Consider the following 20,428-nt stretch of genomic DNA (forward strand, 5'->3'; position numbering starts at 1 on the left):
TCGGCTGCTTGGCAAGCATCACCCGAACACATTGGTCGCTCGCGCTAATCTCGCCCTCTCCCACTGGCAAGCAGGACGCAGTGCGGAAGCGGTCACAAGCTTTGAGGAGGTGGTCGCCGACACCGTGCGATTGTTCGGTGACGAGCACCCGAACACTTTGATCGCCCGCGCCAATCTCGCCGCCTCCTACACGCGGGCAGGGCGCACCGCCGACGCTATCACCAACCTTAAGAAGGTAGTAGCCGACTCCGCGCGGCTGCTCGGTGACGAGCATCCGGACACCTTGAGTGCGCGCGCCAACCTCGCCAATGCCTACCATGAGGCGGGATCCACGGCCGAGGCGATCATTATTGAGGAGCAGGTGGTCGCCGACCGGGTGCGGCTACTCGGCAGCGAGCATCCGGACACGCTGACCGTGCGCGGCAACCTCGCCGCCTCGTATTGGCAGGCGGGGCGCACCGCCGAGGCGATCATTATTGAGGAGCAGGTGGTCGCCGACCAGGTGCGAGTACTCGGCGGCGATCACCCGCACACATTGACCGCCCGCGCCAACCTCGCAATTTCCTACTGGCAGTTGGGGCGCACCGCCGAGGCGATGACCACCCTGACGTCGGTGGCCGCCGACTTTGCACGTCTACTCGGCAACCAGCACCCGGAGACCGTAGCGGTGGCTAGTGCGTTGCAGGCATGGCAATCAGAAGCCTAGTTCCGTTCTACAGCGGGCGGTCGTCGGTCGTTCGGCTCACCTCCCGCGCTGTCCCGCGTTTCCTTATAGTTGACTCTGTGCTCCGCGTGGCAGGTCTACCGGTGCGGCTCAGCACGCGTCGTGGTCGCGACGCCGACCCCGGCAGCGCGGCTCGAGTGGGCTTCGGGTGTGAAGTGGTCGTCGGGCCAGCATTGCCGTAGGGGGTCGCAGGGACCAGCGGCATCATCCGGGCATCGTCGCGAAGAGACGACATTGGGCTCTACCTGATGCTCCGATCGGGCAGGTCATCCCGGTGCTGCGCCGACTGCCCGCCTATTCTTCGGGGGTCTCCTCGCTCGAACACCCCAAGGGGCTGCCCGAGAACCCCGGTCGGGTCAAGGTCAAGCCGCTACACGGTCGCCTTCGGCGAGCCTTGAAGCGACGCTTGGCAGCCACCGATGAGACTCGTCCGGCAGGGCACTCCACCTTGTCACCCTGGCCCTGGCCCGCTCCACGGTTTGTGAGTCGGCGGCAGACAGGCGCTTGCGCGGGCGGTGGTCGACAACGCTCCGGACTTGCAGCAGAGGGCGTCCACGTAGCGGCTGGGTGAACTGCTATGTCACAGGGACAGTGGCAGGCCGGGAGTAGTTGTACACGACATAGCCTCTGTAGACGGCGAGTTTGTCGTACAAGGCGCGGGCGTCGGCGTCGATCTCGGTGTTCCAGTACAGGCGCGGGGCACCGTGTTCATCACCGTCTCGGGCCACGCGCTCGATCATCGCCGTGGCGATGCCTCGGCGTCGTGCCTGCGGGTCCACGAACAGTTCGGCCAGGTAGCATCTCCCGGCACCCCAGACGCTGGCGTGGAACAGGTAATGCGCGATGCCTACCATCTTGCCGTCGAGCCGTGCACTGATGCCACGTACTACCTGCTTGCCGTTGATCAGGCGCTGCCATGTTCGTTCGTAGCGGCGATCGTCTACCTCAGTCGCGGGTCGACCCGGTCGGCCGGCCCAGTGGGCGTGGAAGCTCCGGGTCAGCCTCTCCCATTCGTCGTGGTCGAGTTCGGTCAATGAGTCAATGGTCAGCACGGTTGCCATCCTCGCATCGCCACCGGTGCCCGACATGCCCAAAGTGTTCTGCCGCCACTGCAGCTCCACGTTTCCACGGGCCAGAGCCGGTGTAGCTCCCCGGTTGGACTCCGAAGTGGCCGGGAGTCCTAGCTCCCCGCCCGGCTGGTGCCAGCTTTGTTTGGAGCCTTCCGAAACGACGACCCTTCACCATGCCCGCTGCCTAGTCGCCGGGGGGTCGCTCGAGGAGCGGTGCGCGTGGGAGTAGTTGCAGGCCACGCCGCAGCCCGCCGCGTGAAGGTATCTGCGCTGGACGCGAGCGTTCGCCCGGTTCTGCCCGCGTGATGATTGCCGCCGAACAGCCGGACGCCACGGTGGCGCTGCTCGCTCAGGGCATGGTTCCGGAGGACCGCCTGGGCGTGGCCCCGGAGTCGATGCGCCTGCTGCTCTGGCAGAGGTCCGCCGACGAGATGGGCGAACGTCGCCAGGCGTCGTAGGGTGCCTGCAACCGCATCCGGGCCACCGACGGCGCTTAATGAATCCGGGGCCGACCGTTGCTCTGCCTTTTACCCGAACTCGATCATGTCCCGCAGGGTCACCAGAGGCCGAGTCTCACGCTCGGGCGCTCCGTTGTTCGTGCGGTTCCACCGAATGCCCGACGAGTCGGTGAAGCTGACTGTTACGTGGCACATCTTGATCTCGAAGTCCGGGTTGTCGCCGGTGCAGAGGTGGGGCGGCTCCACCGTGATCACGACCGATTGATGATCTTTGGGGCCGATCATCTCGGTGCCGTTGTGCTCGGCGGTCTGGCCGCCGGGCAGAGTGACGGTTACTACTATGGAGTGGATCGGGTCCGGGCCGAAGTTGTGGACGTGAAGAGCAACTTTGCTGAGCTTGACCACGCTGCGGTCGATATTCTCCACGAGGGATCCGCGTGGGTAGTCCAGCCCTGCTGTGGCGACCGACCGAGCGCGGCTCTCCTCCTGCGCTCGGTTCGCATCGGCGAGCTGACGACGAGCTTCCTCGGCGGCACGGCGTTCGTGCATCAAAAGCGCCGTGGCGGCGACCGCGGCGGCCAGGCCGGCGGCGACCCCCGCGATGCTGCCCCAGGCCTGCATCCAATCGGTGGCTTTCAGTTGGTCTGGGCCAGCCTGTGGGGCGTTTGCCACCGCCCATGCCGCGATGCACAACACGGTGGCGAGCAAGAACAGGGCGGCGGTGGCGATGAGTTGCCAGGTCTTCCGATCGAGCTTCACCAGGGCATCGTGCCGTGCTTCGAGCGGCCGTGGAACCGCGGAACCTGGGGAGCAGGTTGGGAGCAGCAGGGTGCCCTGAACAGCGTAGAACGGCGCCCAACGACGTCGAACGTCGTTCAACTGCACCCACCCCTGCCTGCGGCTCTACGTTTCCGCAGGTCAGAGTCGGGGTGGCGTCCTGTTTCACCCCGGAGTGGTCTGCGGTTCTGCACAGTGGTCGACAAGGTTCTATGTGGCCTGGCAGGGCAGTGTGCGCAGGTCAAGGCGGTAAGGAGTCGTTGGTGGGCCTGGCCTTGCAACTGGGAGCAGATTGGGTGCAGGTTGGCGAAGTGGTCTTCGCGCCCGAAGTGCTCACCGATGCCGGGCGGAGACGAGGCGCTTTGACCTGCGGTGATGGAGATCGAGCGGTGCGCGTGACCTCCCAGTAGAGGTCGAAGTGGTCAGGCGCTGCTGCTCCCGGGATGGCTGGCGCCGGTCGGCGTCTCGATTCGCCTAAAGCCACGTCTGAAGATGTGTTGCAGATCGATGTGGAGCGTTGCGAGTGAGCTTGCTGGAGTCCGCCACAGCTCCGTCATTCGAGACACCGATCCCACTGGGAGAGCCTTGACCAGGCCTTTCAGGCTGAAGACCTCTTCGGTGAGTCCGAAGGCGTCGGCGTCGGTGCCCTGCGAAGGCGGTAGGGCGGCGTCCGCACATGCCGAGAAGAGTGCGCGCCTTCAGGCTCGTGCTCGAGGCGCACCGCGATGCTGCCGAGCGGGCCTCAGTGCGGTGGGACTCTGCAGGGCATACGCGTCCGGACATCTGTGACGGCTGGATGGACGGTTGTGGGAATGGTCAGAGCGGTTCCCACACGTGACGCCGTTTCCACCTCTCGTCGCCGGCTCGGAAGTCCTGCAAGAAGCGTAGGGCTGCTTCACGGTCGGTGGTCCGGCATCGGAAGTGTCGGTCGATGGAACCTTCCTGGTACTCCAGCGCGTATGTCCCGGCGGGTACTCCGGCAGCGTCGCCGTAGCCAACCTGGACGAACCATCCGTCGGCGCGTTCAAGAATCACGTAGCCGTTGTCCTTGCCGACTTGACCGATGATCCATTCCAAGCGGCCCGCGTCGGGGTCGGGCATCGTCGGCAAGCTCTCCGACGAGAGCGTAAAGAGCGCTGCGTGGCCCGGCGCGTTCGGGTTTACGACGTGGTAGCCCGGTTCGTAACAGATCAGGCCGTGCTCGGCGGCGAGCGTCACGACGGCGGCACCGACCTCGCCCGCCCGCGACCAGACACACGAGACGGCCACGATCGCGTCGGAACGCTCGGGAGTCATGCTCCACACTCCGAGCCGGTCGACGTCATCATCACCGAGACTTTCCAGCGGCGGAAAGCGATCGAGCAGTGCGTCATAGAACAGCCCCACCGCGGGATGCGCGGCGAACACTTCTTGTCCGCCGTCGCTCCAGCGCTGCAGCTTTGCTCGCGCCTCGGCCGCAGTGACCGGTTGGTCCTCGTGCCAGACGTACAGGTCAAAACTCACCACAACCCCAAGTGCCTCAGCCAGACCGGCGACGACAGCCTAGGTCCCGCGACCATGCATCCGGATCAGAGGCGCGTCGGTGGCGACCCCGAGAACCCGCGCAGGGATCTGCCGCCGACGGTGATCGCAACGGACAGGCCGAGAGCGTGGTGGTCAAGCGGACACCTCCGCCGGCACCTGACCCACCGCGCGGCGCTGGACGACGGGTGCCGACCAGCGCCGCGCGTTACAGCTTCGCGGGGTCCAACCCCAGCACCATCGGCACCTCGTAGGGCCAACTCGGTGCCGACTGGCCGACGTAGACCGCCGCCGCGTCTGCGGTCACCTTGACCACCGCGCGGAAGAACCGCATGCAGTCGATCGCGTCGCTGAGCCGCACATTCGACGCCGGCAGGGCCTCGGCCGTGGTCCGGTCACGCACCCCTTGGAGGACGTTGACTATGGGCAGTGCCGCGTGGCCGTGAGCGACGCCGTGCCGCACGTCCAGCCACTGAGTCATCGCCGTCCTGACGTGGCTCGGCGTGACGCGCACCTTGCTGCCCCTCACGCGCTGTTGCCAGGTCCATGCCGGCTGCGGGTCGAACCCGATGCGTCGGAGCAGCGTCTGCGTCTGTCCGGGGCCGGGCGTCGAGAACCTCTCCACCGACGAGTTGAAGTCAGTCTCCCACTGCCTCATCGCGCCGATCAGCAGGGGAGGAGCAGTGACGGCCTTCAGCTGCACCAGGGTGGCGTCCCGGAGCGCCATCGCCAGGTCCTGGACGAACGCCTGCCAGGTCGCCGCAGCGAACACCACCACGCCTCGGTTCAGCGACGTCTCCTCGACACGGCGGCCGCGGCCACCGTCGCCGACGGCGCGATGAACGACGACCATGTTCTGACAGTGCCCGAGCGCCTTGACGAAGTTGCGCACCGTGTCCTGAACGTCCATAGGACCCCCCGTCCGATTTCGAAAAGCCCTCAGGGCTTGATGGATTCTCGCGCCTACTGCAACGCCGGGCAGACCCGCGGCGGCGGGCGTAGCGTCGCCGGGGTGCAAGTGCGGCTGCCCCCCGGTCGACCGAAACGGGCGCCGCTGGCGGATCGAGGTGCTCGCCGCAGGCGATATAGGTGGTGGAGGATCATGTTCGGGGTGGGCGATGTCGTGGAGGTGCGGAGTCCGGTCGACGTCGCGCAGCTCCGCGCCCGGCTCGGGAATGCGGATGTCGTCCAGTTCAGTGAGCCGCTCGCCGAGGCGGAGTATCGGTCGGTGGCCGCGCTCGTGGGGGATCATCCGATGGTCCCGCTGCGGGTCTACGGTTTCGATGACGACCTTGCGACGCTGCGGTTCTTGCGCTGGTTTCCACTTGTTCGCCGGCTCAGTGTCGCGGGCCTGTGGCACCTGGCCGATCTGGCCCCGTTGGATCAGTTGAGCGCTGATGTGGAGTTCCTTGACATCGGCGAGACCCGGAAGCCTCTCGACCTAGCTCCTGTTGCCCAGTTTCGTCGCCTTCGCCGGCTGAGGGTAGTCGAGCACCGGCGTGGGCTTCCCGAGCTGCTGCATGCCAACCCGGGCCTGCGGGACCTGTCGCTGTGGCGGTTTTCCGTCGACCACGTCCTGCCCGTCATTGCCTTGCCGCACCTGCAGGCCTTGGCGCTGACCCTCGGCTCGTTGACGCATAGCGAATGGCTCGCTCAGATCCCCACGCTTCGCTACCTCGCGCTGCGCCAGGTGCGAAAGCTCAGCGACCTCACCCCGGTGACACGGTTGCGCGCGCTGCAGTGGCTGTGGCTGGAGACGCTCACCGTCGAGCGGCTTCCGGACTTCAGCTCCAGCATCATGCTGACGCGCGCCGAATGCCTCGGGATGCGTCATCTCCGCCATCCGGCAGCCCTGCAGGGCCTTGCCGCGGCACCGCAGTTGCGGGAACTCCTGGTGGCAGCGCCGCACCTGCCAGTCGACGCGGTCGTACCCTTCCTTGGTCACCCGACACTCGAACGCGCCGAGGTCGTGCTGGGCAGCCGACGGCGCGACCGCGACGCCGATGACCTTCTGCGTCTGCCACCACCACGTCCGGACACGCAGTTCGCCGCGATGCACGAGCTGACCCGCATCCTGTAACCCAGGCCCTGCACGTCCGCGGGTGACCTGCCCGCTCGGGCAGCCCCGCAATTCCTGCACCGACCGTAAAGCCCGGACTGGTCGCGACGACCCGAACGCTCCCCGGCGCCACCGGTCCGGTAGCTGGTGTGGTCAGTTGGACACTGAGCCACCGGGTGGGGCCCTAACCAGTGCATCCGCTGCGACGACCACTTCGGCGGGCCCGAAGATGTCAGCCGCAGCGCTCGCGGTCGTCAGCCGGGGGGTCCGCTCATGCCGAGTTGAGTGCACGTAATCATGTCAATGCTGACACGCCGAGACACTCCTTGGAGCTTACGATCAACCTTCTTTTACACCGTAAGGAAGGGCAAATATCCATTGTTGAGACATATCTCCCCTGCGCGGCTCGAACCATGGTTGCCAGCCATTTTCGGCGCTCTCGTTCAAGGCGAGAAAGAGATGACTACTCGCAGATTGAATCCGATAGCCCACGCCGTCCGGCGTCCCACTCAACCGCCACCGCTGTGAAGGCGAGCCATTGGGCTCACGCATCTCAGGATGAGGATCCTCGCTTCGCTGATCGGTGGCGTCCAGGGCCAACCCGTTCGACGCGGAAACGATGAGCACTTCACCTTGGACGCCGCTTGGCTGCACTGTCCACAGTTGCTGGGGCTGCCCGTGCGCCGCCCAAACGATGACGCCGTGGTTGGGCTCCGCGGCGTATGCGGTGTCGAGGCCCTTGCCGCAAGAGCGGGCGAAGATGACAAAGGGGCCGGCCTCCCTGCGTCTACCCTTGAACACGGTCCGCACATCATCAACGCCGATCGTCAGAAACGGCAGCTTGAGCTCCACCTTGATCCGTGGCATCGGCATGGGAGGAAGATACGCCATGTCCGTCAGGGTGGGCGATGATGTCGGACTGACGACGCAACGATGATCTTGAGTTGCGCCCCGGATAGTGGTGCAACGCCGCTGGCGTGATCGCAGACGACACGGCTCGGGGCTGGACGAACGGCATGGCCTCCCCCGAGCGAGTCAACGCCCGCAACAGGCCACCGGCACCGCATCCTTGAAATGGAGCATGCCGGCCGATGGCGGTTCGCCTGATCCGCCACAACGTCTGGCCATCTCGGTCGCTTCAACAAACTCATCTGCCGCTGACAATGCGCGGCGATCGTGAGCGTACTTCCCGATCAACCGATGCGGCTGTGGGGGCCAGTGCTGGTGCCAGCCAAAGCACCGGTCGGCAGCTTACGAGCGGTCGGCGGTCGGCGGTCGGCGAGCCGGTGCGAGCCGGGTTGGGGGAGCAGGGGGGGCAGCGGGGTGCCCTGAACGGCTTTGAACTGCGTCCAACGGCATCGAACGGTGCTCAACTGCACCCACACCTGCCTGCGGCTCCACGTTATCGCAGGTCAGAGCCGGTGCGGCGTCCTGTTTCCCGCGGAGTGCTCTGCGGTTCTGCGCGGCGGTCGACAACGCTCTATGTTGCCTGGCAGTGGAGTGTGCGCAGTTCAAGGCGGTAAGGAGCCGTTGGTTGGCCTGGCCTTGCAACTGGGAGCAATTTGGGTGCAGGTTGGCGAAGAGGTCTCCGCGCCCGAAGTGCTCAGCGATGCCGGACGGAGACGATGGACCTTGACCTGCATTGATGGAGATTGAGTGGTGCGGCGTGACCTCCCAGTGAGTGGCGAAGTGGTCAGGGGGCGCTGTCGCAGGACGGCTGATGCCGGCCGGCGTCTCGGGTCGTCTAACGGCCGTGCCTGTAGGTGCGCTGTGGATCGATGTGGAGCGTTGCGGTTGTGCTCCGTGGAGCGGGCCCGGTGCTGTCATTCGAGATACCGATCCCACGGGCGGCGGCATGACCAGCCCTTTCAGGCTGGTGAAATCTTCGGCGGACCCGAAGGCGTCAGCGTTGACGCCTCGCGGCGGCAGCAGAACGGTGTCCGCACATTCCGATGAGCGGTGCGCCGGGCCGTGGCCGCCGGCTTCGCGGCCGAGCGGCACCGCCTGGCCACGATGGCGAACGCGGAGCAGATCGCGGCGTCGATCGGCCGGGACCGGAAGACCCTTGTGGCGGCGATGGCCGCCGAGGTGCACGGCAAGTAGGGGAAGAGAGCGCTGTGGGCTGCAAGTGCGGCGGCAAGGCCCGGGGCGGCACCGTCTGGGTACTGTCCTACGAGGATGGTCGGGCCGGCGGTGAGTTCGCGTCGAAGACGGACGCGGAGATCGCCGATGTGCGTAAGGGCGGCGGTGGCATCCTCCGCCAGGTGCAGAGGTAGAACGCGAGGGGTGCGGTGCCCATCGGCGCCGCACCCCAAGAGCATCATCTGGGCAACGGGCTGCCCGTTCGACGGCTACAGCACTGGCGTGCTGGCCTACCTGCGTCGGGGCATGAGGCGGCGCATGAACCCCTTGAGCTTGCCGTGTTCGTCTTCAGGCAGAGCGATCATCCGCTTTTGCCAGAGCCTGTCCTTATGCCAGTTAGTCGGCCGATAGTTCTTAACCTCTACGACGACACCATCCTGGTTAAGGTGACGGGCGTACTCGGGCTTCCACTCGTCCACATAGAAGACAGCCTCTCCCGGTTTCGGATGCTTGACGACTTCCAGGACGATCTTGGTAGACCTTCTCTGTTGCAGGTAGCGGTCACGGAGCCAGCGGAGGGCCTGAATGGCAGCCCTGGGCGCAGCTCGACCGGCAGCTTCGAAGGCGAACCGCACGGCGGTCAGGAGCTTGAGCAGCTTGCCGGGCCGGTCGTCGATGACTGCCATCCACTCCTCGGCGTACCCTGCGGCCATCTCGGGGTCCGTCGTCCAGCGGTAGGCCGACCACCGGGCCAGCTTCCGCGCGGCCCAGGGCGAGATGTCGGTGACCTCGTTGACGACGAGTCCGAACAGGATGCCGAGGATCATCTCCCAGTGGTTCACGCCTGGCACCAGCCGAAAGCCAGGCGGGTCCGAATGGTCGACGCGGTCTTGGGCTGCCGTTGGGCGATCAGCTGTCGGGCACTGGCCACGCCGTGTCCGGTGAGCTGGTAGTACCGGCGGCGAGGCTTGCCGGGTTCGGTGTTCGTGTCCCAGCGGGAGGTCACCCACCGCGACTCACCGAGCCGCTCCAGGATCTTGTAGATGGTCGGTCCGGACTTCCCCGTGGCCTTCATGATCGCCCAGCCGTGCAGCTCGTGGTCGTCGGCTTCGAGTAGGGCGTTCAGGACGGCCAGGAGTGGTCCCGTTACGCGCACAGGTCCGTCAGGCATGCGCTTAATGATAGTAGGTGAAATAAGGCTCGTCTACTCTCGACGCGCCGTCACATAGGAGCCCACTTGCATTGGGGTCGCCTGGTGGCGGGCACGGTCCGTCGAGGTGCAGGCGTAAAAAGGCGGTGCGGTGCCGACCGGCACCGCACCGCCTCGCGTCTATCTCACGGGCCGCCACCTCCCGCAGGAGGTCGCGCGGCCTCCTCGGCGGGCTGCGGTACGGACGCAGCAGTCACCTCGGGTTGCGCGGTCTGATCCTGAGCCTCAGCATGCGAGTGGAGGCCATCAGGATTGGACGAATACTTGATGCGGAACGCGACGGTTTTCCAGTCGACCTCGAAGCTTCCGCCCTTCCTGTCGACCTGCCTCACCAGCAGGACTACGACAAGAAGAAGCAAGATCGCGATCGCCGGGGGAGTGGCCGCCGCCGCGCACGCGGTAGCGGGAACTCCCACAGTTGCGGACCTAGCTGCTCGTCATGGGCATGTGTGGCGCCCACCTTTCGTGGCTCGTCGGATGGCACACCGCACGGGCAGGCTGGAGCGTTCTGGTCGCCTGTCCGTGCCGACGCAAGCTTGGTGGCGAGGTGAGGCCGCCTCCGTCACGCCGAGGACCTCCAGACATCACCCATGCCTGGGATCCATTGGTTCCCTGCCATGTTGCAGCCCTGGCTGCCTTGATCGGAAGTGGCCCTCACTGGGTTACGCTGTGCGCTGAACTGCCGATGCTGGCTGCGGGCCGGTCGGACTGAGATTTCTACCGTGCTGAGGAGCCGACGGTGGAATTCGAGATCCCTGGGAGCCTGGACGGGCTCGACCTCGACGCGCTGGGCCAGCTGGAGACGCAGGCCGTGGCGGCGTTCGACGCCCTGCGCGACGACCCGGCCCTGGACGCTGCCGGGCCGGGAACCACATCGTCGGTTGGGCGGCTCGGCCCTCCATGCTGCCGGTGTGGGCGCACAAGACAACCGAGCCGGAGAACCGGACGGCCAGCTTCGTGCCGGATCCGCAGTTGGTGCTGCCAATCCCGGCGGGCGGGACGTACGCGCTGGTGGAGAGTGTGTGGTTCCGGAGCACGATCACGGCCGACTTCAAGGCTCGCTTCGTGTTCAGTGCCGGGTCGGGAACCGTGCGGTGGAGCGCGGACGGGCCGTCGTTGGCTGACGCGACGACGCGGAAGGCGTGGCGGGACTCAGCGGCCGCCGGCGAACCGCTCACCGGGCTGGCCCTCGGCACGCGGTTCGGCCGCAGCGAGCGCTGGGGCCGGAATCGGATCAAGGAGGCCAAGGCGGAGCTCCAAGCCGAGGAAGCTGCCGGCAGCGACGCCGCCGGTTCTCCGACGACGACGGCGGAGAACCCGCCGTGGATTGCGTAGCGCCGCGAGCAGGAGATTGGCTTGGGTCCGGCGCTGCCATGGGAGGAAGTGGCCTCCAGCAGGACCTAGTTGGCTTCCGGACGTCCTGGCCGGGTGGGCCTCCCGAAATAGGCCGTTAAGTGAGGGTTTGCCTTGGTAGAGGCGCTGGACGAAGCTTCGCTGTCACGGCACCACGTCGTTCGCCGCCTGACGAGACACTGGGGTCGGGGTGGATGTCAGATATACGACCTTGGGCTGGCCCGGGTAATTCAATCCAAAGGCGATGCGGCACGATGAACTTATTCGATCACCGCAGGACGCCAAGGATGGTGCTTAATGTCAAGCTCCTCCGACTTTGACGCACTTAGAATGGTTTTTCCCGCCCTTGTGCACATTCCGCGACGGGCTGAGCGCCGCACAGGCGATGCTATTCGAAGGACATTTGTTGATCTTGGCACCCTAAGCAACAGCCTCTCCAGCGAGGAACATCAGATTGTGTACGGACGACGAGGAACCGGCAAGACTCATGCGCTGGAGAATCTCGTGCAACATGTCCGATCCGACAATGCAACTGCCATTAGTGTCGATCTCCGGACCATTGGTTCTGCGGGATCATATTACCTTACTGCGCCCGAGGGGGTCGCGACGAGCGCAACTCGCGTGATAGTCGACCTCCTCGAAGAGACCCATCATCAACTTCTGGAACGCAGTCTGGAGTTGATGGACGACGGCACGGATATTACGCAGCTGGTGCGTCACCTGGACTCGCTTGCCGTTGCAAGTGCAGATATTGAAATCGTCGGTAACACTGAAGCTTCGGAGGAATCGGCAACTTCTAACCGGGGCGAGCAGACGTTCAATGTGTCACTCTCCTCTTCCCCCGCATTTGCCCTGGGGGAGAATAGCGCCGAGGAGAGGACGAGGATATATCGCAGATCCCAGGCCGGGTTGGAACGCTTCGCCCTGAAGTTTGGCCCGATCGCTCGATCACTCGCAGGCGCAGTGTCCTGTTTGCCACACAACTCTCTATGGGTGATACTTGACGAATGGAGCGCACTCCCGCTCGAGGTTCAGCCCCTCGTGGCGGACTTTCTTCGACGCTGCATGCTCCCAGTCAAGGGTCTGGTAGTTAAGATCGCGGCAGTGCAGGCTCGTTCCCAGTTCAACCGATATGGCGGTGGACAGTACCTTGGCATGGAACTGGGTGCCGACATTATGCAAGACCTTGACCTGGACGAATATTTGGTTTGGAATGCACGCAACAGCCGAGCAGACGAATTCTTTATGCGGCTATTTGCCCAGCATGTCAGCGAGTATTGGCGAACGCGAAAAATTGAGCTGACGGCCGACGAAGCAAGGCACTACCTTTGGCGAGCCATACCCTCCGGCGATTTTCCTTATCTAGTTATGGCGGGGGGAGGGGTGCCGCGCGATGCGATCAATGTTGCCTCAATGGCCGCAGGTGAATCGGGCCGCGATCCGATCAACTGGCAGCACATCAGTGCCGCAACGCGGAAGTGGTTCTTGAATGATAAAGAGAGCCACATCAGATCCGATCACGCAAGTCGCCGCGTTTTGCAGAACCTGAGGGCTTATGCCGAAGCGCAGCATCGAAGAGGTTTTATGCTTGACCGTCATCACGACGGCGCTTCCCCAGAGATTCAGGATCTATACGATGCACGTATCATTCATCGCATCGCCCGCGGTGTTGGGCCCGGAGCGAAGTACGATGCCTTCCTTCTTGACTTCGGGTTATATGCCGACATCGTATCGGAATCGGACAGTCTCAAGGGGTGGCGAGAGAACTGGCTCTCGAAGTGGAGCGACTTCGATCCAACCAAAGCGCCGGAGGTTCGCCAATCTGTCCTGGCGATGGAGGACCTTCGCCGCGTCGTGCGCTGAGGAAGGATCCTCTTATGGACGCGCCAGCCGCGCCGGCGAAGCCTGAATGCTGGAAGAACGCGGCGCGAACTCCGCTCCACCTTGCCGTCAAACGGGAGTTCTTTCGAGAAGAGCCATTACCAGATGCCCGCAGGCCTGTCAGCCGTCGCCAGGTATGTGCCTACTGTCTCGCATGCCAGGGTGATGATCAGTTTTAACCGCCTCATCGGCCTCGCTCTCACGTGATCGTCCCGACGCTGGGCAGGGATCACAATGGCGCATCGTGATTCTCTGTCGAGGCCAGCGGCCGTCACCGGGTGAGGCCGACCAGCGTGGAGAGCCGCGCCACGCCGGCCGGCGCCGGCTGCGCACGGGCAACATGGGCGATTACTGTACGCGCCAACGGCCGGCACCGAACCTCAGCTGGCGTGACACTATTCGCATCCACCAACGCCCGCGCCGCCGCACGCACGTCACCCACGCGCAGGTTAGCCCGCGCACATCCACCAGGTACGCGCCCCGATACTCCGCCGGCAAAACGCCGCCACCCTCCCGCCGCACGATCACCGGATGCCGTCGTAGCACCTCGTCGCCGTCACTCCGCGACGCCGCCACCAGCACCCGCGCCATCTCGACGCTGATCGGCCCAAAGCTGGTGCGGCGCTTGTCGTCGTACCCCGAAGGTTTGCGGGAACGCCCGCGGCCCGCCCGTCGGCGCGGCGGTGCTCGCCGCAGCCCGCGGCAGTCAGAGCTGCCAGCACTAGCAACGTCCCACCCAACGCCGGTTGCCGGGGACAGGTGAGGGTGCACCTTACCGCTAGACTTGCGTGAGCCTCAGAGTCGCGCCGAGCACCATCGGCGGTGGGGCAATGGTTCGTGTGGCCCCTCGGACACCAAAGTTCGTGGATATCCACGCGAGATCAACTTCCTCTCGCGTGGGGACGCGAGCCGTGACGACTCATATGTGCGCACCGACCCCAGGGAGCCGGCGCCACCTGCGCTGACACCCTCGCCCTCGTGCTGGCGGGGGGCCTAGGTGAGCCACGGCAGGCTGCGCCCTCGCCGGCCCGACGAGCAGATCGTCGAGGCGTTCGTTCCCACCCCACTGCCGGTCGCATCGCCGGAGCCGGCGCCGCTGCCGACATTGCCCGCGCCCGCCGCCCGCACGGGTGATGGCGTGCTGTTCGACGTGGGTCGACCCGCCGCCGCCGGCCGCGTTACCGCTCGTGCGCTGCTGCGGGCGTTGGGCTGGGCACCGGGCCTCACGCTGCACGTCGACGTCGTGACCGGCGCAATCCTGATCACCCCGGCCGCCGAAGGCGCGCACGTCGTGGGCACCCGCGAAGAGCTGCCCCTACCCGCCGCCGCCCGGCACCTGTGCGGCATCGCCACCTGCGAACCCGTGCTCCTGGCTGCCCTGCCCCGCCAGAACCGCATTGTCGTGCACCCCTCAAACACCATCACGGTGGTCCTGGCCGACCTGCACGCCCGCATCCTCGCAGAGCCCTCATGACCACGGATCCCGATCGTGTCGCCACCGCCCGAGCGCTGCTCGAGCACCTCGGCCTCACCGCCGCCGACCTCACCGGCAGTAACCGGCCTGCCGTGCCGACAGTCGCCGAGTACCTTCCCGCTGTGGTCGCGGCGGCGAGCCCTGGCACCCGACGCACCTACGGCAGTTCCTGGCGACGGATGGTCGCCGCCCTCGGCGATTGGCGCATTGACGCGGTGCGGGCCAGCGACATCGAAGCCCTCATGCGGCAGGCCGCCGCAGGCACCCGCCCTCGCCGCAACTCCCGAAAGGGCCGGCACGCCGGCGAGCACCTCATCGCCGCAGCCCGCGCCTTCTACAACCGCGCTATCGCCGACGGCTACCTGACCATCGCGGACAGCCCGGCCCATCGGGTCCGCAAACCTCGCCGGCTGCCCAACACCCGCCGCGCCCTCACCCCCGACGAACTGTCCGACATCAACGCCGCCGCCCGCAGCGGCGGCAACGACATCGTGCTCGACGCCCTGATCCTGCGTCTGCACAACGAAACCGCCTGCCGACGCGGCGGCGCTCTCGCGCTACGCCTGACCGACCTGGACACCGACCACGCGCTGATCCGGCTGTCCGAGAAGGGCAGCACGCAACGCTGGCAGCCCATCACACCGATGCTCGCCAGCCGACTGGACGACCATGCTCGAGCCCGCGGCGCCGTCGCACCGACCGATGCGCTGCTGCGCTACCGCAACGGCCAACCCGCCACCTACCGGCGCTACGACCCGCTGTGGAGACGCATCGGCCGGCAGTTGCCGTGGGTCGCCGCCCAGGGAATCACCACGCACTGGCTGCGCCATACCACCCTGACCTGGGTGGAGCGGCATTTCGGCTACGGTGTGGCCCGCGCCTACGCGGGCCACACCGACAGCCGCGGACCCGCCACCACCACCTACATCAAAGCCGACCTCACCGCCGTCGCCACCGCCCTCGCAGCCCTCACCGGCCAGCCACACCCACTGGCCATTGAACAGCGAGGGCGTCCATGGCCGCCGGCGTAGCCCGACGGGCCGTCGATCCGGCGGACGTGACCAGGTCGAGAACTATCGTTCTCGCGCTGCACGCCTTCTCAACGTCAGACTGATGACCTGCAGTTGCCTCTGGCTCTCCCTGAAGAAGGGGGCGCGTGTTGCTGGGACGCCTGCTGCAGATGTGCGGTGACGATGGTTTCCGTGGTCAGGAGCCTCCTGCGGACCGGGGTGCGTACATGATCAGGGCGACGCCGATCAGGCAGATGCCGGCGCCGATGACGTCCCATCGGTCGGGTCGGAACTTGTCGACGATCATGCCCCAGGCGAGGGATCCGGCGACGAACACGCCGCCGTAGGCGGCGAGGATGCGCCCGAAGTTCGGGTCGGGTTGGAAGGTGGCGACGAATCCGTACGCGCCGAGGGCGATGACTCCGGCGGCGATCCACCACAGGCCGCGGTGCTCGCGCCAGCCCTGCCAGATCAGCCACGCCCCGCCGATCTCGAACAGGGCGGCGACGACGAACAGCAGGACAGAGCGGACTACGGTCATCGGTGGACCGTATCGGGCTGCCCGCGGTCCGCCGTCATGCCGGTGACCCGGTCGAACAGCCGCAGCCGCTCCCGCTGGCGCAGGCGCCGCGGTGAGAGCGACGGATCGTCCACCACCAGGCGCCGCCAGCGAGGGCGGCGAGAGTCACGGCGATGCCAGGCCTCCACGCGCCGGCGGCGGCCCAGCCGGCGCCGGACAGGACCCCGGCGGCGAGCAGCAGCGGGATGGCGCAGCACGCCGCGCAGGCCAGCCCAGCCAAACCCGTCATTCCAAAGGGCAGCCCTCGACGCGCCCGGGCACCGAGCTGGTCAACGATCTTCGGCATCCGGGACTCCAGTGACGGCGATGGTGGCGAACGGGATGGGGCAGCACGGCTGTCCGGCACACGCGACGAGGTCGTCGCAGCCAGCGTCCACCGCGGCGCGCAGTGTGACGGCAATAACCTGCAGGTCGGCGACCTTCGCCTCGACCTCGGCGAGCTTTGCGCGGGCGCGGGCTTGCAGGCCGGCGTCGGGGTGGCGGCCGTGGCGGAGTCGGCCCGCGTCGAGCAGGTCGGCAACCTCGTCAAGCGTGAACCCGAGCCGCTGCGCCGCCTTGATCACCCTTAGCACGGTGACCGCCTCGGCGCGGTAGAGGCGATGCCCACCGAGGCTGCGCTCTGGTTCGGCGAGCAGCCCGCGGCGCTCGTAATAGCGCAGCGTCTGCGGGTTCACCCCCGCCGCGGCGGCGACCTGGCTGCTGCGCAGCCCGTTCACGCCGTCATCCCGGCGGCGGCCCGCTGCGCGAGCGCGTCGAGGACGTCGACGTGCGCAGCCGGCACCTGCACGTCCAGGCGTAGCGCTTCGGTGTCGCCCGTAATGGTGAAGGTGAAAAACGAGCAGCAGGCGCTTTCCCTGTCTGCCAGGTCCCGGGCGGTCGCCTCGACGGCCAGGTCGAGACGCCACCGCAGTGCGGTGGGGGAGAGCCGCTGCTGCGCGAGCAGGGCGGTGGCGAACAGGTCGTCGAACTCGGCCAGCCGCAGCGGCCGTTGCACGCTCGGCAAGGTGCACGCCTCGGGCACCCATGCCTGCTCATCACTGCTCATACCTATGACGGTAAGCCTGTACCTGGGTACCGGATGCAAGCCCACAGGCTCGGCGAGTTCATGGGTAGCCGTGCGACTCCGTCACCCTCTGATCGCCAACCGGTCCGACTGCGCGGTGCAGTGCCTCATTCCCGTGAGGGGTGCGCCACCAGGGCAGAAGGCAGGCGCTGAGGTCGACCCGGCTGGGGGTGTCGGTGCGGGCGAGGTGCACCGTCGTCAGGTCGATCCGCAGCGCGTTCGCCCGGACTCGTTCGTGGACCCGCACGGTGCTCAGATGCGCCACCACCCGATCCGATACTTCTGTGATCAATCACGTCCCCTAACGACATCCAGGCCCTTGTTGCAAGATAATGGCAACAGCCAGACCGTGGCAGCAATGAGAGGACGTACCTGATGGCCGTGTACAACCTGCCCGATCTGCCCTACGACTACGGCGCACTCGAACCCGCGATGTCCGGGGAGATCCTGGAGTTGCACCATGACAAGCACCACGCGGCGTACGTCAAGGGTGCCAACGACGGCCTCGACCGGCTTGCCGAGGCCCGGGAGAAGGGCGACTACGCGACCCTGGTCGGGTTGGAGAAGACGTTCGCGTTCAATCTGTCCGGGCATGTGCTGCACTCGATCTTCTGGAACAACCTGTCCCCGGACGGCGGTGACCGTCCCGACGGTGAGCTGGCGGCGGCGATCGACGAGCACTTCGGCTCCTTCGACGGCTTCGCCGGGCAGTTGTCGGCGGCGACGAAGGGCGTGCAGGGCTCCGGCTGGGGTGTCCTGGCCTGGGAGCCGCTGAGCCAACGGCTGATCGTGGAGCAGGTCTACGACCACCACGGCAACGTCGGGCAGGGCTCGACCCCGGTCCTGGTGTTCGACGCTTGGGAGCACGCCTACTACCTGCAGTACCGCAACGTGCGTCCGGACTACGTGGACCGGCTGTGGAACCTGGTCAACTGGACCGACGTCACCGCCCGCTTCGACGCCGCCCGCGCCGCGACCCCGAAGATCTGACCCGGCGTGAGCGGGTACACCCCCGAAGCGGCCGAGATCGTGCAGCGCGCCGCCGGAGTCATCGCGGCCAAACACCGCGGTGACCTCGTCGGCGCCGAGGCGCTGATGTCGGCGTTCAGCTCCGAGCAGGCCCGTACTCTCGGCTTCTACCTGTTGGCCGATCTCGCGCTCGGCCTGGTGAAGGCGCAGAGCGGCCAGACGATGGACGACCTGGTCCGGGAGTTGTCCCTGCTCCTGGCCGACACCGCCCAGACACCACCGGCCTGAGGTCTGTCGGGTCCCGCGGACCACGCGGGACCCGACGGACGGGGTCAGCTTCCGCATCGCCCATCGGGAGGGTCTTCTCGCCGCGCCCCGGACAAACAACAGCGGCGGGAGACTCAGATCCCCCACTTCGAGTTGCTCCACAGATGTCGCCAACGGGGCAGCTCCGGTGCCCCAACCTCGATCAAGCTCCCACCTGGACGGTGGCGGGGTCGAGGTGGCGGAAACTGTTGGCATGCCCTCGACGATGCTCGTGGTCGGTCCGAAGCTCGGTGTTGCGCTGGTTGTCCTGACCCTTGTGGCGGCGGCCGTCGTGACCCTCGGAAAACTGGGCCATGGTCGGCAGGTCATCGTCGCCGCCGTCCGTGCCGCGATCCAACTGGGCGCCGTGTCGCTGCTGATCGCGGCCACCGTGGTGTCGCTGTGGGCCACGGCCGCGTTCGTCGTCCTGATGTGCGTGGTAGCGACGGTCACGTCCGGTCGGCGCATCACGGGCGGCAGCCGAGGGTGGTGGGCAGGCGCGCCGATCGTCGGAGGAAGCATGCTGGTGGTGGCCGGGCTGCTGCTGGCGGGCCTGGTGCCGATGCGCGGCATTGCGGTCATCCCGGTCGCGGGGATCCTCATCGGTGGGGCGAGCCCCCTCGCCGCAGGGGTGACGCAGTTGGTCGTCCTCGTCGGGCTCCTCGCCGTGGAGGCCGTCGCCGTCGTTCTCACCGTCGAGTTGGTGGCCCGCGGCCGTCTCCAACCCACGAGGTCGAAACCCCGGAAGAGCCGTCGGTAACTTCTGAACAACGGGTACCCGGCCAGTCACCTGCGCGTCATGCGGAACGATGCGCAATGGGGTCTGTCGCTGGGCCGAGGGCGGTGGCGGGCCGCTCGACACACCGACACCGACGGCGCCTACCTGCTGGGCCGGGCTAAGTGGGGGCGCCAGCGCGGTGACGCTTCACCCTGGCGTCAGGAAGGCGATGCGAGTTTCCGCGGCATGACGATCGACGACGAGGACAACCTCGTACCGCACACCCTTGGGCAGACTCGCCGACATCCGAGTCATTGATTGCCAGATCGCGGCCGAGACGGCATGGGACCGCATCCAGCAGCGGCAGAAGAAGAGCCCCCGACGGGCGTGCACACACCGGCGCCTACCCCGTCGACCAGCGTGGACTGGACACCGAGCCGCTACTGACCGGCCCGGGTGTGGTGGCGCTGGCGGCAGCCGACCCGCTGGCCGCGCGGACCACCGTGCGGCTGTCCGACCTGGCAGGGCGGCGCCTCCCGGACGGAACGGGCTGCTGCACCCCTCTGGCCGTTTCCGGGAGAGGCCTTCGGTCAACCTGTCAGCGGGTCGTTCGTCGGCGTCGCAACGGTGGAGATTCCCTCGATCAGCACGCCGAACATCCAGGACAGCCGCTGCCGTCCGGAGCCGGAGAACAACGCCTCGCCGGCGCGGGCGATGTGGGGATGGTTGTCCGCTGCCGCCTTCCGCAGCGCCTCGGTCAGGGCGTAGTGCTCACGCTCCGCCTCGACCGCTTCGTCGCGGCTGCCCTGCTCGGCGGCCGTGGCGGTGCCGTGCTGGATGAGCAGATCCACGCCCCACGCCGCCTGGGCGACCGGTACGCCACCGGAGTGCAGCAATCCGAGCAGCGTGTCGATCAGCCGTACGTAGTGCGGACCCGACGGGCGCAACGTGAGCACCGAGCGGGCCAGGCTCGGATGGCCCACCAGGAGCGTGGTGTAGTCGGTGAGTACCCCGACCAACTCGCTGCGCCACCGCACACCTGGGGCGCCCGGATCCGGGAGGCGGAGGCCGGCGAGCAGTTCGTCGAGGATCGCGCCGTGCAGCTCGGCCGGTCGCCCCGGCCGGGCTGCGCCAGGGCCCGCCGTCCGGCGGACCCTGGCGAACAACGAAGAA

24 protein-coding genes are annotated in these 20,428 nt (G+C 66.8%); 12 read left to right on the forward strand and 12 right to left on the reverse strand.

The window, feature by feature from the left end:
• Nucleotides 1-706 (forward strand): tetratricopeptide repeat protein (locus ACLQ3B_RS04860; protein WP_425777676.1); only part of this gene is annotated, 706 nt, incomplete at its 5' end.
• A gap of 593 nt (nt 707-1,299) precedes the next feature.
• Here ACLQ3B_RS04860 and ACLQ3B_RS04865 read toward each other — a convergent pair.
• On the reverse strand, nt 1,300-1,845 hold the full coding sequence (locus ACLQ3B_RS04865; protein WP_425777678.1) for a GNAT family N-acetyltransferase: 546 nt from the start codon (nt 1,843-1,845) through the stop codon (nt 1,300-1,302).
• 254 nt (nt 1,846-2,099) lie between these two features.
• Here ACLQ3B_RS04865 and ACLQ3B_RS04870 point away from each other — a divergent pair, with 254 nt between their 5' ends.
• A complete protein-coding gene (locus ACLQ3B_RS04870; protein ID WP_425777680.1) occupies nt 2,100-2,252 on the forward strand; it encodes a hypothetical protein in 153 nt (50 codons plus the stop codon).
• A 69-nt stretch (nt 2,253-2,321) separates the two neighbouring features.
• Here the strand turns inward: ACLQ3B_RS04870 and ACLQ3B_RS04875 are convergent, their stop codons facing one another.
• The 3 genes from ACLQ3B_RS04875 to ACLQ3B_RS04885 all read right to left on the reverse strand — a co-directional run bounded on the left by ACLQ3B_RS04875 (nt 2,322) and on the right by ACLQ3B_RS04885 (nt 5,460).
• Nucleotides 2,322-3,011, reverse strand: a complete 690-nt coding sequence (locus tag ACLQ3B_RS04875; RefSeq protein ID WP_425777682.1) for a hypothetical protein — start codon at nt 3,009-3,011, stop codon at nt 2,322-2,324.
• A gap of 834 nt (nt 3,012-3,845) precedes the next feature.
• On the reverse strand, nt 3,846-4,532 hold the full coding sequence (locus tag ACLQ3B_RS04880; protein WP_425777684.1) for a hypothetical protein: 687 nt from the start codon (nt 4,530-4,532) through the stop codon (nt 3,846-3,848).
• A gap of 226 nt (nt 4,533-4,758) precedes the next feature.
• Complete coding sequence (locus ACLQ3B_RS04885; RefSeq protein WP_425777685.1) at nt 4,759-5,460, reverse strand: hypothetical protein; 702 nt, start codon at nt 5,458-5,460, stop codon at nt 4,759-4,761.
• 201 nt (nt 5,461-5,661) lie between these two features.
• On the opposite strand from ACLQ3B_RS04885, the gene ACLQ3B_RS04890 reads away from it, so the two are divergent.
• Nucleotides 5,662-6,630 (forward strand): hypothetical protein, encoded by a 969-nt coding sequence (locus ACLQ3B_RS04890; protein ID WP_425777687.1) that lies wholly within the window; start codon nt 5,662-5,664, stop codon nt 6,628-6,630.
• Between the two features lie 318 nt (nt 6,631-6,948).
• Here ACLQ3B_RS04890 and ACLQ3B_RS04895 read toward each other — a convergent pair whose 3' ends face one another.
• The gene (locus ACLQ3B_RS04895) at nt 6,949-7,482 is read right to left on the reverse strand and encodes an RICIN domain-containing protein (protein ID WP_425777689.1); all 534 of its coding nucleotides are present in this window, start codon (nt 7,480-7,482) and stop codon (nt 6,949-6,951) included.
• A gap of 1,086 nt (nt 7,483-8,568) precedes the next feature.
• On the opposite strand from ACLQ3B_RS04895, the gene ACLQ3B_RS04900 reads away from it, so the two are divergent.
• Nucleotides 8,569-8,712 carry a hypothetical protein gene (locus ACLQ3B_RS04900; protein WP_425777691.1) on the forward strand — a complete coding sequence of 48 codons (144 nt, stop codon included), beginning with the start codon at nt 8,569-8,571 and terminating at the stop codon, nt 8,710-8,712.
• 14 nt (nt 8,713-8,726) lie between these two features.
• Nucleotides 8,727-8,885, forward strand: coding sequence for a hypothetical protein (locus ACLQ3B_RS04905; RefSeq protein WP_425777693.1), 159 nt, complete (start codon nt 8,727-8,729; stop codon nt 8,883-8,885).
• A gap of 96 nt (nt 8,886-8,981) precedes the next feature.
• On the opposite strand, the gene ACLQ3B_RS04910 is transcribed toward ACLQ3B_RS04905, so the two are convergent.
• Both ACLQ3B_RS04910 and ACLQ3B_RS04915 read right to left on the reverse strand, forming a co-directional pair.
• Nucleotides 8,982-9,533 carry a hypothetical protein gene (locus tag ACLQ3B_RS04910; protein ID WP_425777695.1) on the reverse strand — a complete coding sequence of 184 codons (552 nt, stop codon included), beginning with the start codon at nt 9,531-9,533 and terminating at the stop codon, nt 8,982-8,984.
• On the reverse strand, nt 9,530-9,862 hold the full coding sequence (locus ACLQ3B_RS04915; protein ID WP_406063064.1) for a PadR family transcriptional regulator: 333 nt from the start codon (nt 9,860-9,862) through the stop codon (nt 9,530-9,532). The genes ACLQ3B_RS04910 and ACLQ3B_RS04915 overlap by 4 nt, the downstream gene beginning before the upstream one ends.
• Nucleotides 9,863-10,810: 948 nt before the next feature.
• Between ACLQ3B_RS04915 and ACLQ3B_RS04920 the strand changes: the two genes are divergently transcribed.
• From ACLQ3B_RS04920 to ACLQ3B_RS04935, 4 genes are all read left to right on the forward strand, one after another.
• Nucleotides 10,811-11,236: a hypothetical protein gene (locus ACLQ3B_RS04920; protein ID WP_425777697.1), complete on the forward strand. Its 426-nt coding sequence runs from the start codon at nt 10,811-10,813 to the stop codon at nt 11,234-11,236.
• Nucleotides 11,237-11,551: 315 nt separating this feature from the next.
• Nucleotides 11,552-13,117 (forward strand): hypothetical protein, encoded by a 1,566-nt coding sequence (locus ACLQ3B_RS04925; protein ID WP_425777698.1) that lies wholly within the window; start codon nt 11,552-11,554, stop codon nt 13,115-13,117.
• A gap of 1,015 nt (nt 13,118-14,132) precedes the next feature.
• Nucleotides 14,133-14,609, forward strand: a complete 477-nt coding sequence (locus ACLQ3B_RS04930) for a hypothetical protein (RefSeq protein ID WP_425777700.1) — start codon at nt 14,133-14,135, stop codon at nt 14,607-14,609.
• Nucleotides 14,606-15,640, forward strand: a complete 1,035-nt coding sequence (locus ACLQ3B_RS04935; protein ID WP_425777702.1) for a tyrosine-type recombinase/integrase — start codon at nt 14,606-14,608, stop codon at nt 15,638-15,640. Before ACLQ3B_RS04930 ends, ACLQ3B_RS04935 begins: the two co-directional genes overlap by 4 nt.
• A 175-nt stretch (nt 15,641-15,815) precedes the next feature.
• Here the strand turns inward: ACLQ3B_RS04935 and ACLQ3B_RS04940 are convergent, their stop codons facing one another.
• Genes ACLQ3B_RS04940 through ACLQ3B_RS04955 form a run of 4 tightly spaced genes read right to left on the reverse strand, consistent with a single transcriptional unit; the run spans nt 15,816 to nt 17,244 of the window.
• Nucleotides 15,816-16,160, reverse strand: a complete 345-nt coding sequence (locus ACLQ3B_RS04940) for a YnfA family protein (RefSeq protein WP_425777704.1) — start codon at nt 16,158-16,160, stop codon at nt 15,816-15,818.
• A gap of 34 nt (nt 16,161-16,194) precedes the next feature.
• A complete protein-coding gene (locus ACLQ3B_RS04945) occupies nt 16,195-16,485 on the reverse strand; it encodes a hypothetical protein (RefSeq protein ID WP_425777706.1) in 291 nt (96 codons plus the stop codon).
• The gene (locus ACLQ3B_RS04950) at nt 16,469-16,915 is read right to left on the reverse strand and encodes a MerR family transcriptional regulator (RefSeq protein WP_358076966.1); all 447 of its coding nucleotides are present in this window, start codon (nt 16,913-16,915) and stop codon (nt 16,469-16,471) included. Before ACLQ3B_RS04950 ends, ACLQ3B_RS04945 begins: the two co-directional genes overlap by 17 nt.
• Nucleotides 16,912-17,244 carry a hypothetical protein gene (locus ACLQ3B_RS04955; protein ID WP_358076969.1) on the reverse strand — a complete coding sequence of 111 codons (333 nt, stop codon included), beginning with the start codon at nt 17,242-17,244 and terminating at the stop codon, nt 16,912-16,914. The genes ACLQ3B_RS04950 and ACLQ3B_RS04955 overlap by 4 nt, the downstream gene beginning before the upstream one ends.
• Nucleotides 17,245-17,637: 393 nt before the next feature.
• Between ACLQ3B_RS04955 and ACLQ3B_RS04960 the strand changes: the two genes are divergently transcribed.
• From ACLQ3B_RS04960 to ACLQ3B_RS04970, 3 genes are all read left to right on the forward strand, one after another.
• Nucleotides 17,638-18,252, forward strand: a complete 615-nt coding sequence (locus tag ACLQ3B_RS04960; RefSeq protein ID WP_358076971.1) for a superoxide dismutase — start codon at nt 17,638-17,640, stop codon at nt 18,250-18,252.
• A gap of 6 nt (nt 18,253-18,258) precedes the next feature.
• The gene (locus ACLQ3B_RS04965; protein WP_328653091.1) at nt 18,259-18,519 is read left to right on the forward strand and encodes a superoxide dismutase; all 261 of its coding nucleotides are present in this window, start codon (nt 18,259-18,261) and stop codon (nt 18,517-18,519) included.
• Between the two features lie 232 nt (nt 18,520-18,751).
• The gene (locus tag ACLQ3B_RS04970) at nt 18,752-19,297 is read left to right on the forward strand and encodes an ABC transporter permease (RefSeq protein WP_425777709.1); all 546 of its coding nucleotides are present in this window, start codon (nt 18,752-18,754) and stop codon (nt 19,295-19,297) included.
• Nucleotides 19,298-19,845: 548 nt separating this feature from the next.
• On the opposite strand, the gene ACLQ3B_RS04975 is transcribed toward ACLQ3B_RS04970, so the two are convergent.
• Complete coding sequence (locus ACLQ3B_RS04975; protein WP_425777711.1) at nt 19,846-20,421, reverse strand: TetR/AcrR family transcriptional regulator C-terminal domain-containing protein; 576 nt, start codon at nt 20,419-20,421, stop codon at nt 19,846-19,848.
• Between the last annotated feature and the right edge of the window lie 7 nt (nt 20,422-20,428).

Origin of the sequence: Micromonospora sp. DT53 (assembly GCF_049841535.1) — a bacterium.
In the GTDB taxonomy this organism is placed as follows: Bacteria; Actinomycetota; Actinomycetes; order Mycobacteriales; family Micromonosporaceae; genus Micromonospora.

Excerpts from the sequence above, each read along its gene's own strand:
- ACLQ3B_RS04870 (WP_425777680.1), top strand. The coding sequence starts at position 2,100 with ATGATTGCCGCCGAACAGCCGGACGCCACGGTGGCGCTGCTCGCTCAG.
- ACLQ3B_RS04885 (WP_425777685.1), bottom strand. The coding sequence starts at position 5,460 with ATGGACGTTCAGGACACGGTGCGCAACTTCGTCAAGGCGCTCGGGCAC.
- ACLQ3B_RS04895 (WP_425777689.1), bottom strand. The coding sequence starts at position 7,482 with ATGCCGATGCCACGGATCAAGGTGGAGCTCAAGCTGCCGTTTCTGACG.
- ACLQ3B_RS04915 (WP_406063064.1), bottom strand. The coding sequence starts at position 9,862 with ATGCCTGACGGACCTGTGCGCGTAACGGGACCACTCCTGGCCGTCCTG.
- ACLQ3B_RS04925 (WP_425777698.1), top strand. The coding sequence starts at position 11,552 with ATGTCAAGCTCCTCCGACTTTGACGCACTTAGAATGGTTTTTCCCGCC.
- ACLQ3B_RS04935 (WP_425777702.1), top strand. The coding sequence starts at position 14,606 with ATGACCACGGATCCCGATCGTGTCGCCACCGCCCGAGCGCTGCTCGAG.
- ACLQ3B_RS04940 (WP_425777704.1), bottom strand. The coding sequence starts at position 16,160 with ATGACCGTAGTCCGCTCTGTCCTGCTGTTCGTCGTCGCCGCCCTGTTC.
- ACLQ3B_RS04945 (WP_425777706.1), bottom strand. The coding sequence starts at position 16,485 with ATGCCGAAGATCGTTGACCAGCTCGGTGCCCGGGCGCGTCGAGGGCTG.
- ACLQ3B_RS04955 (WP_358076969.1), bottom strand. The coding sequence starts at position 17,244 with ATGAGCAGTGATGAGCAGGCATGGGTGCCCGAGGCGTGCACCTTGCCG.
- ACLQ3B_RS04960 (WP_358076971.1), top strand. The coding sequence starts at position 17,638 with ATGGCCGTGTACAACCTGCCCGATCTGCCCTACGACTACGGCGCACTC.
- ACLQ3B_RS04970 (WP_425777709.1), top strand. The coding sequence starts at position 18,752 with ATGCCCTCGACGATGCTCGTGGTCGGTCCGAAGCTCGGTGTTGCGCTG.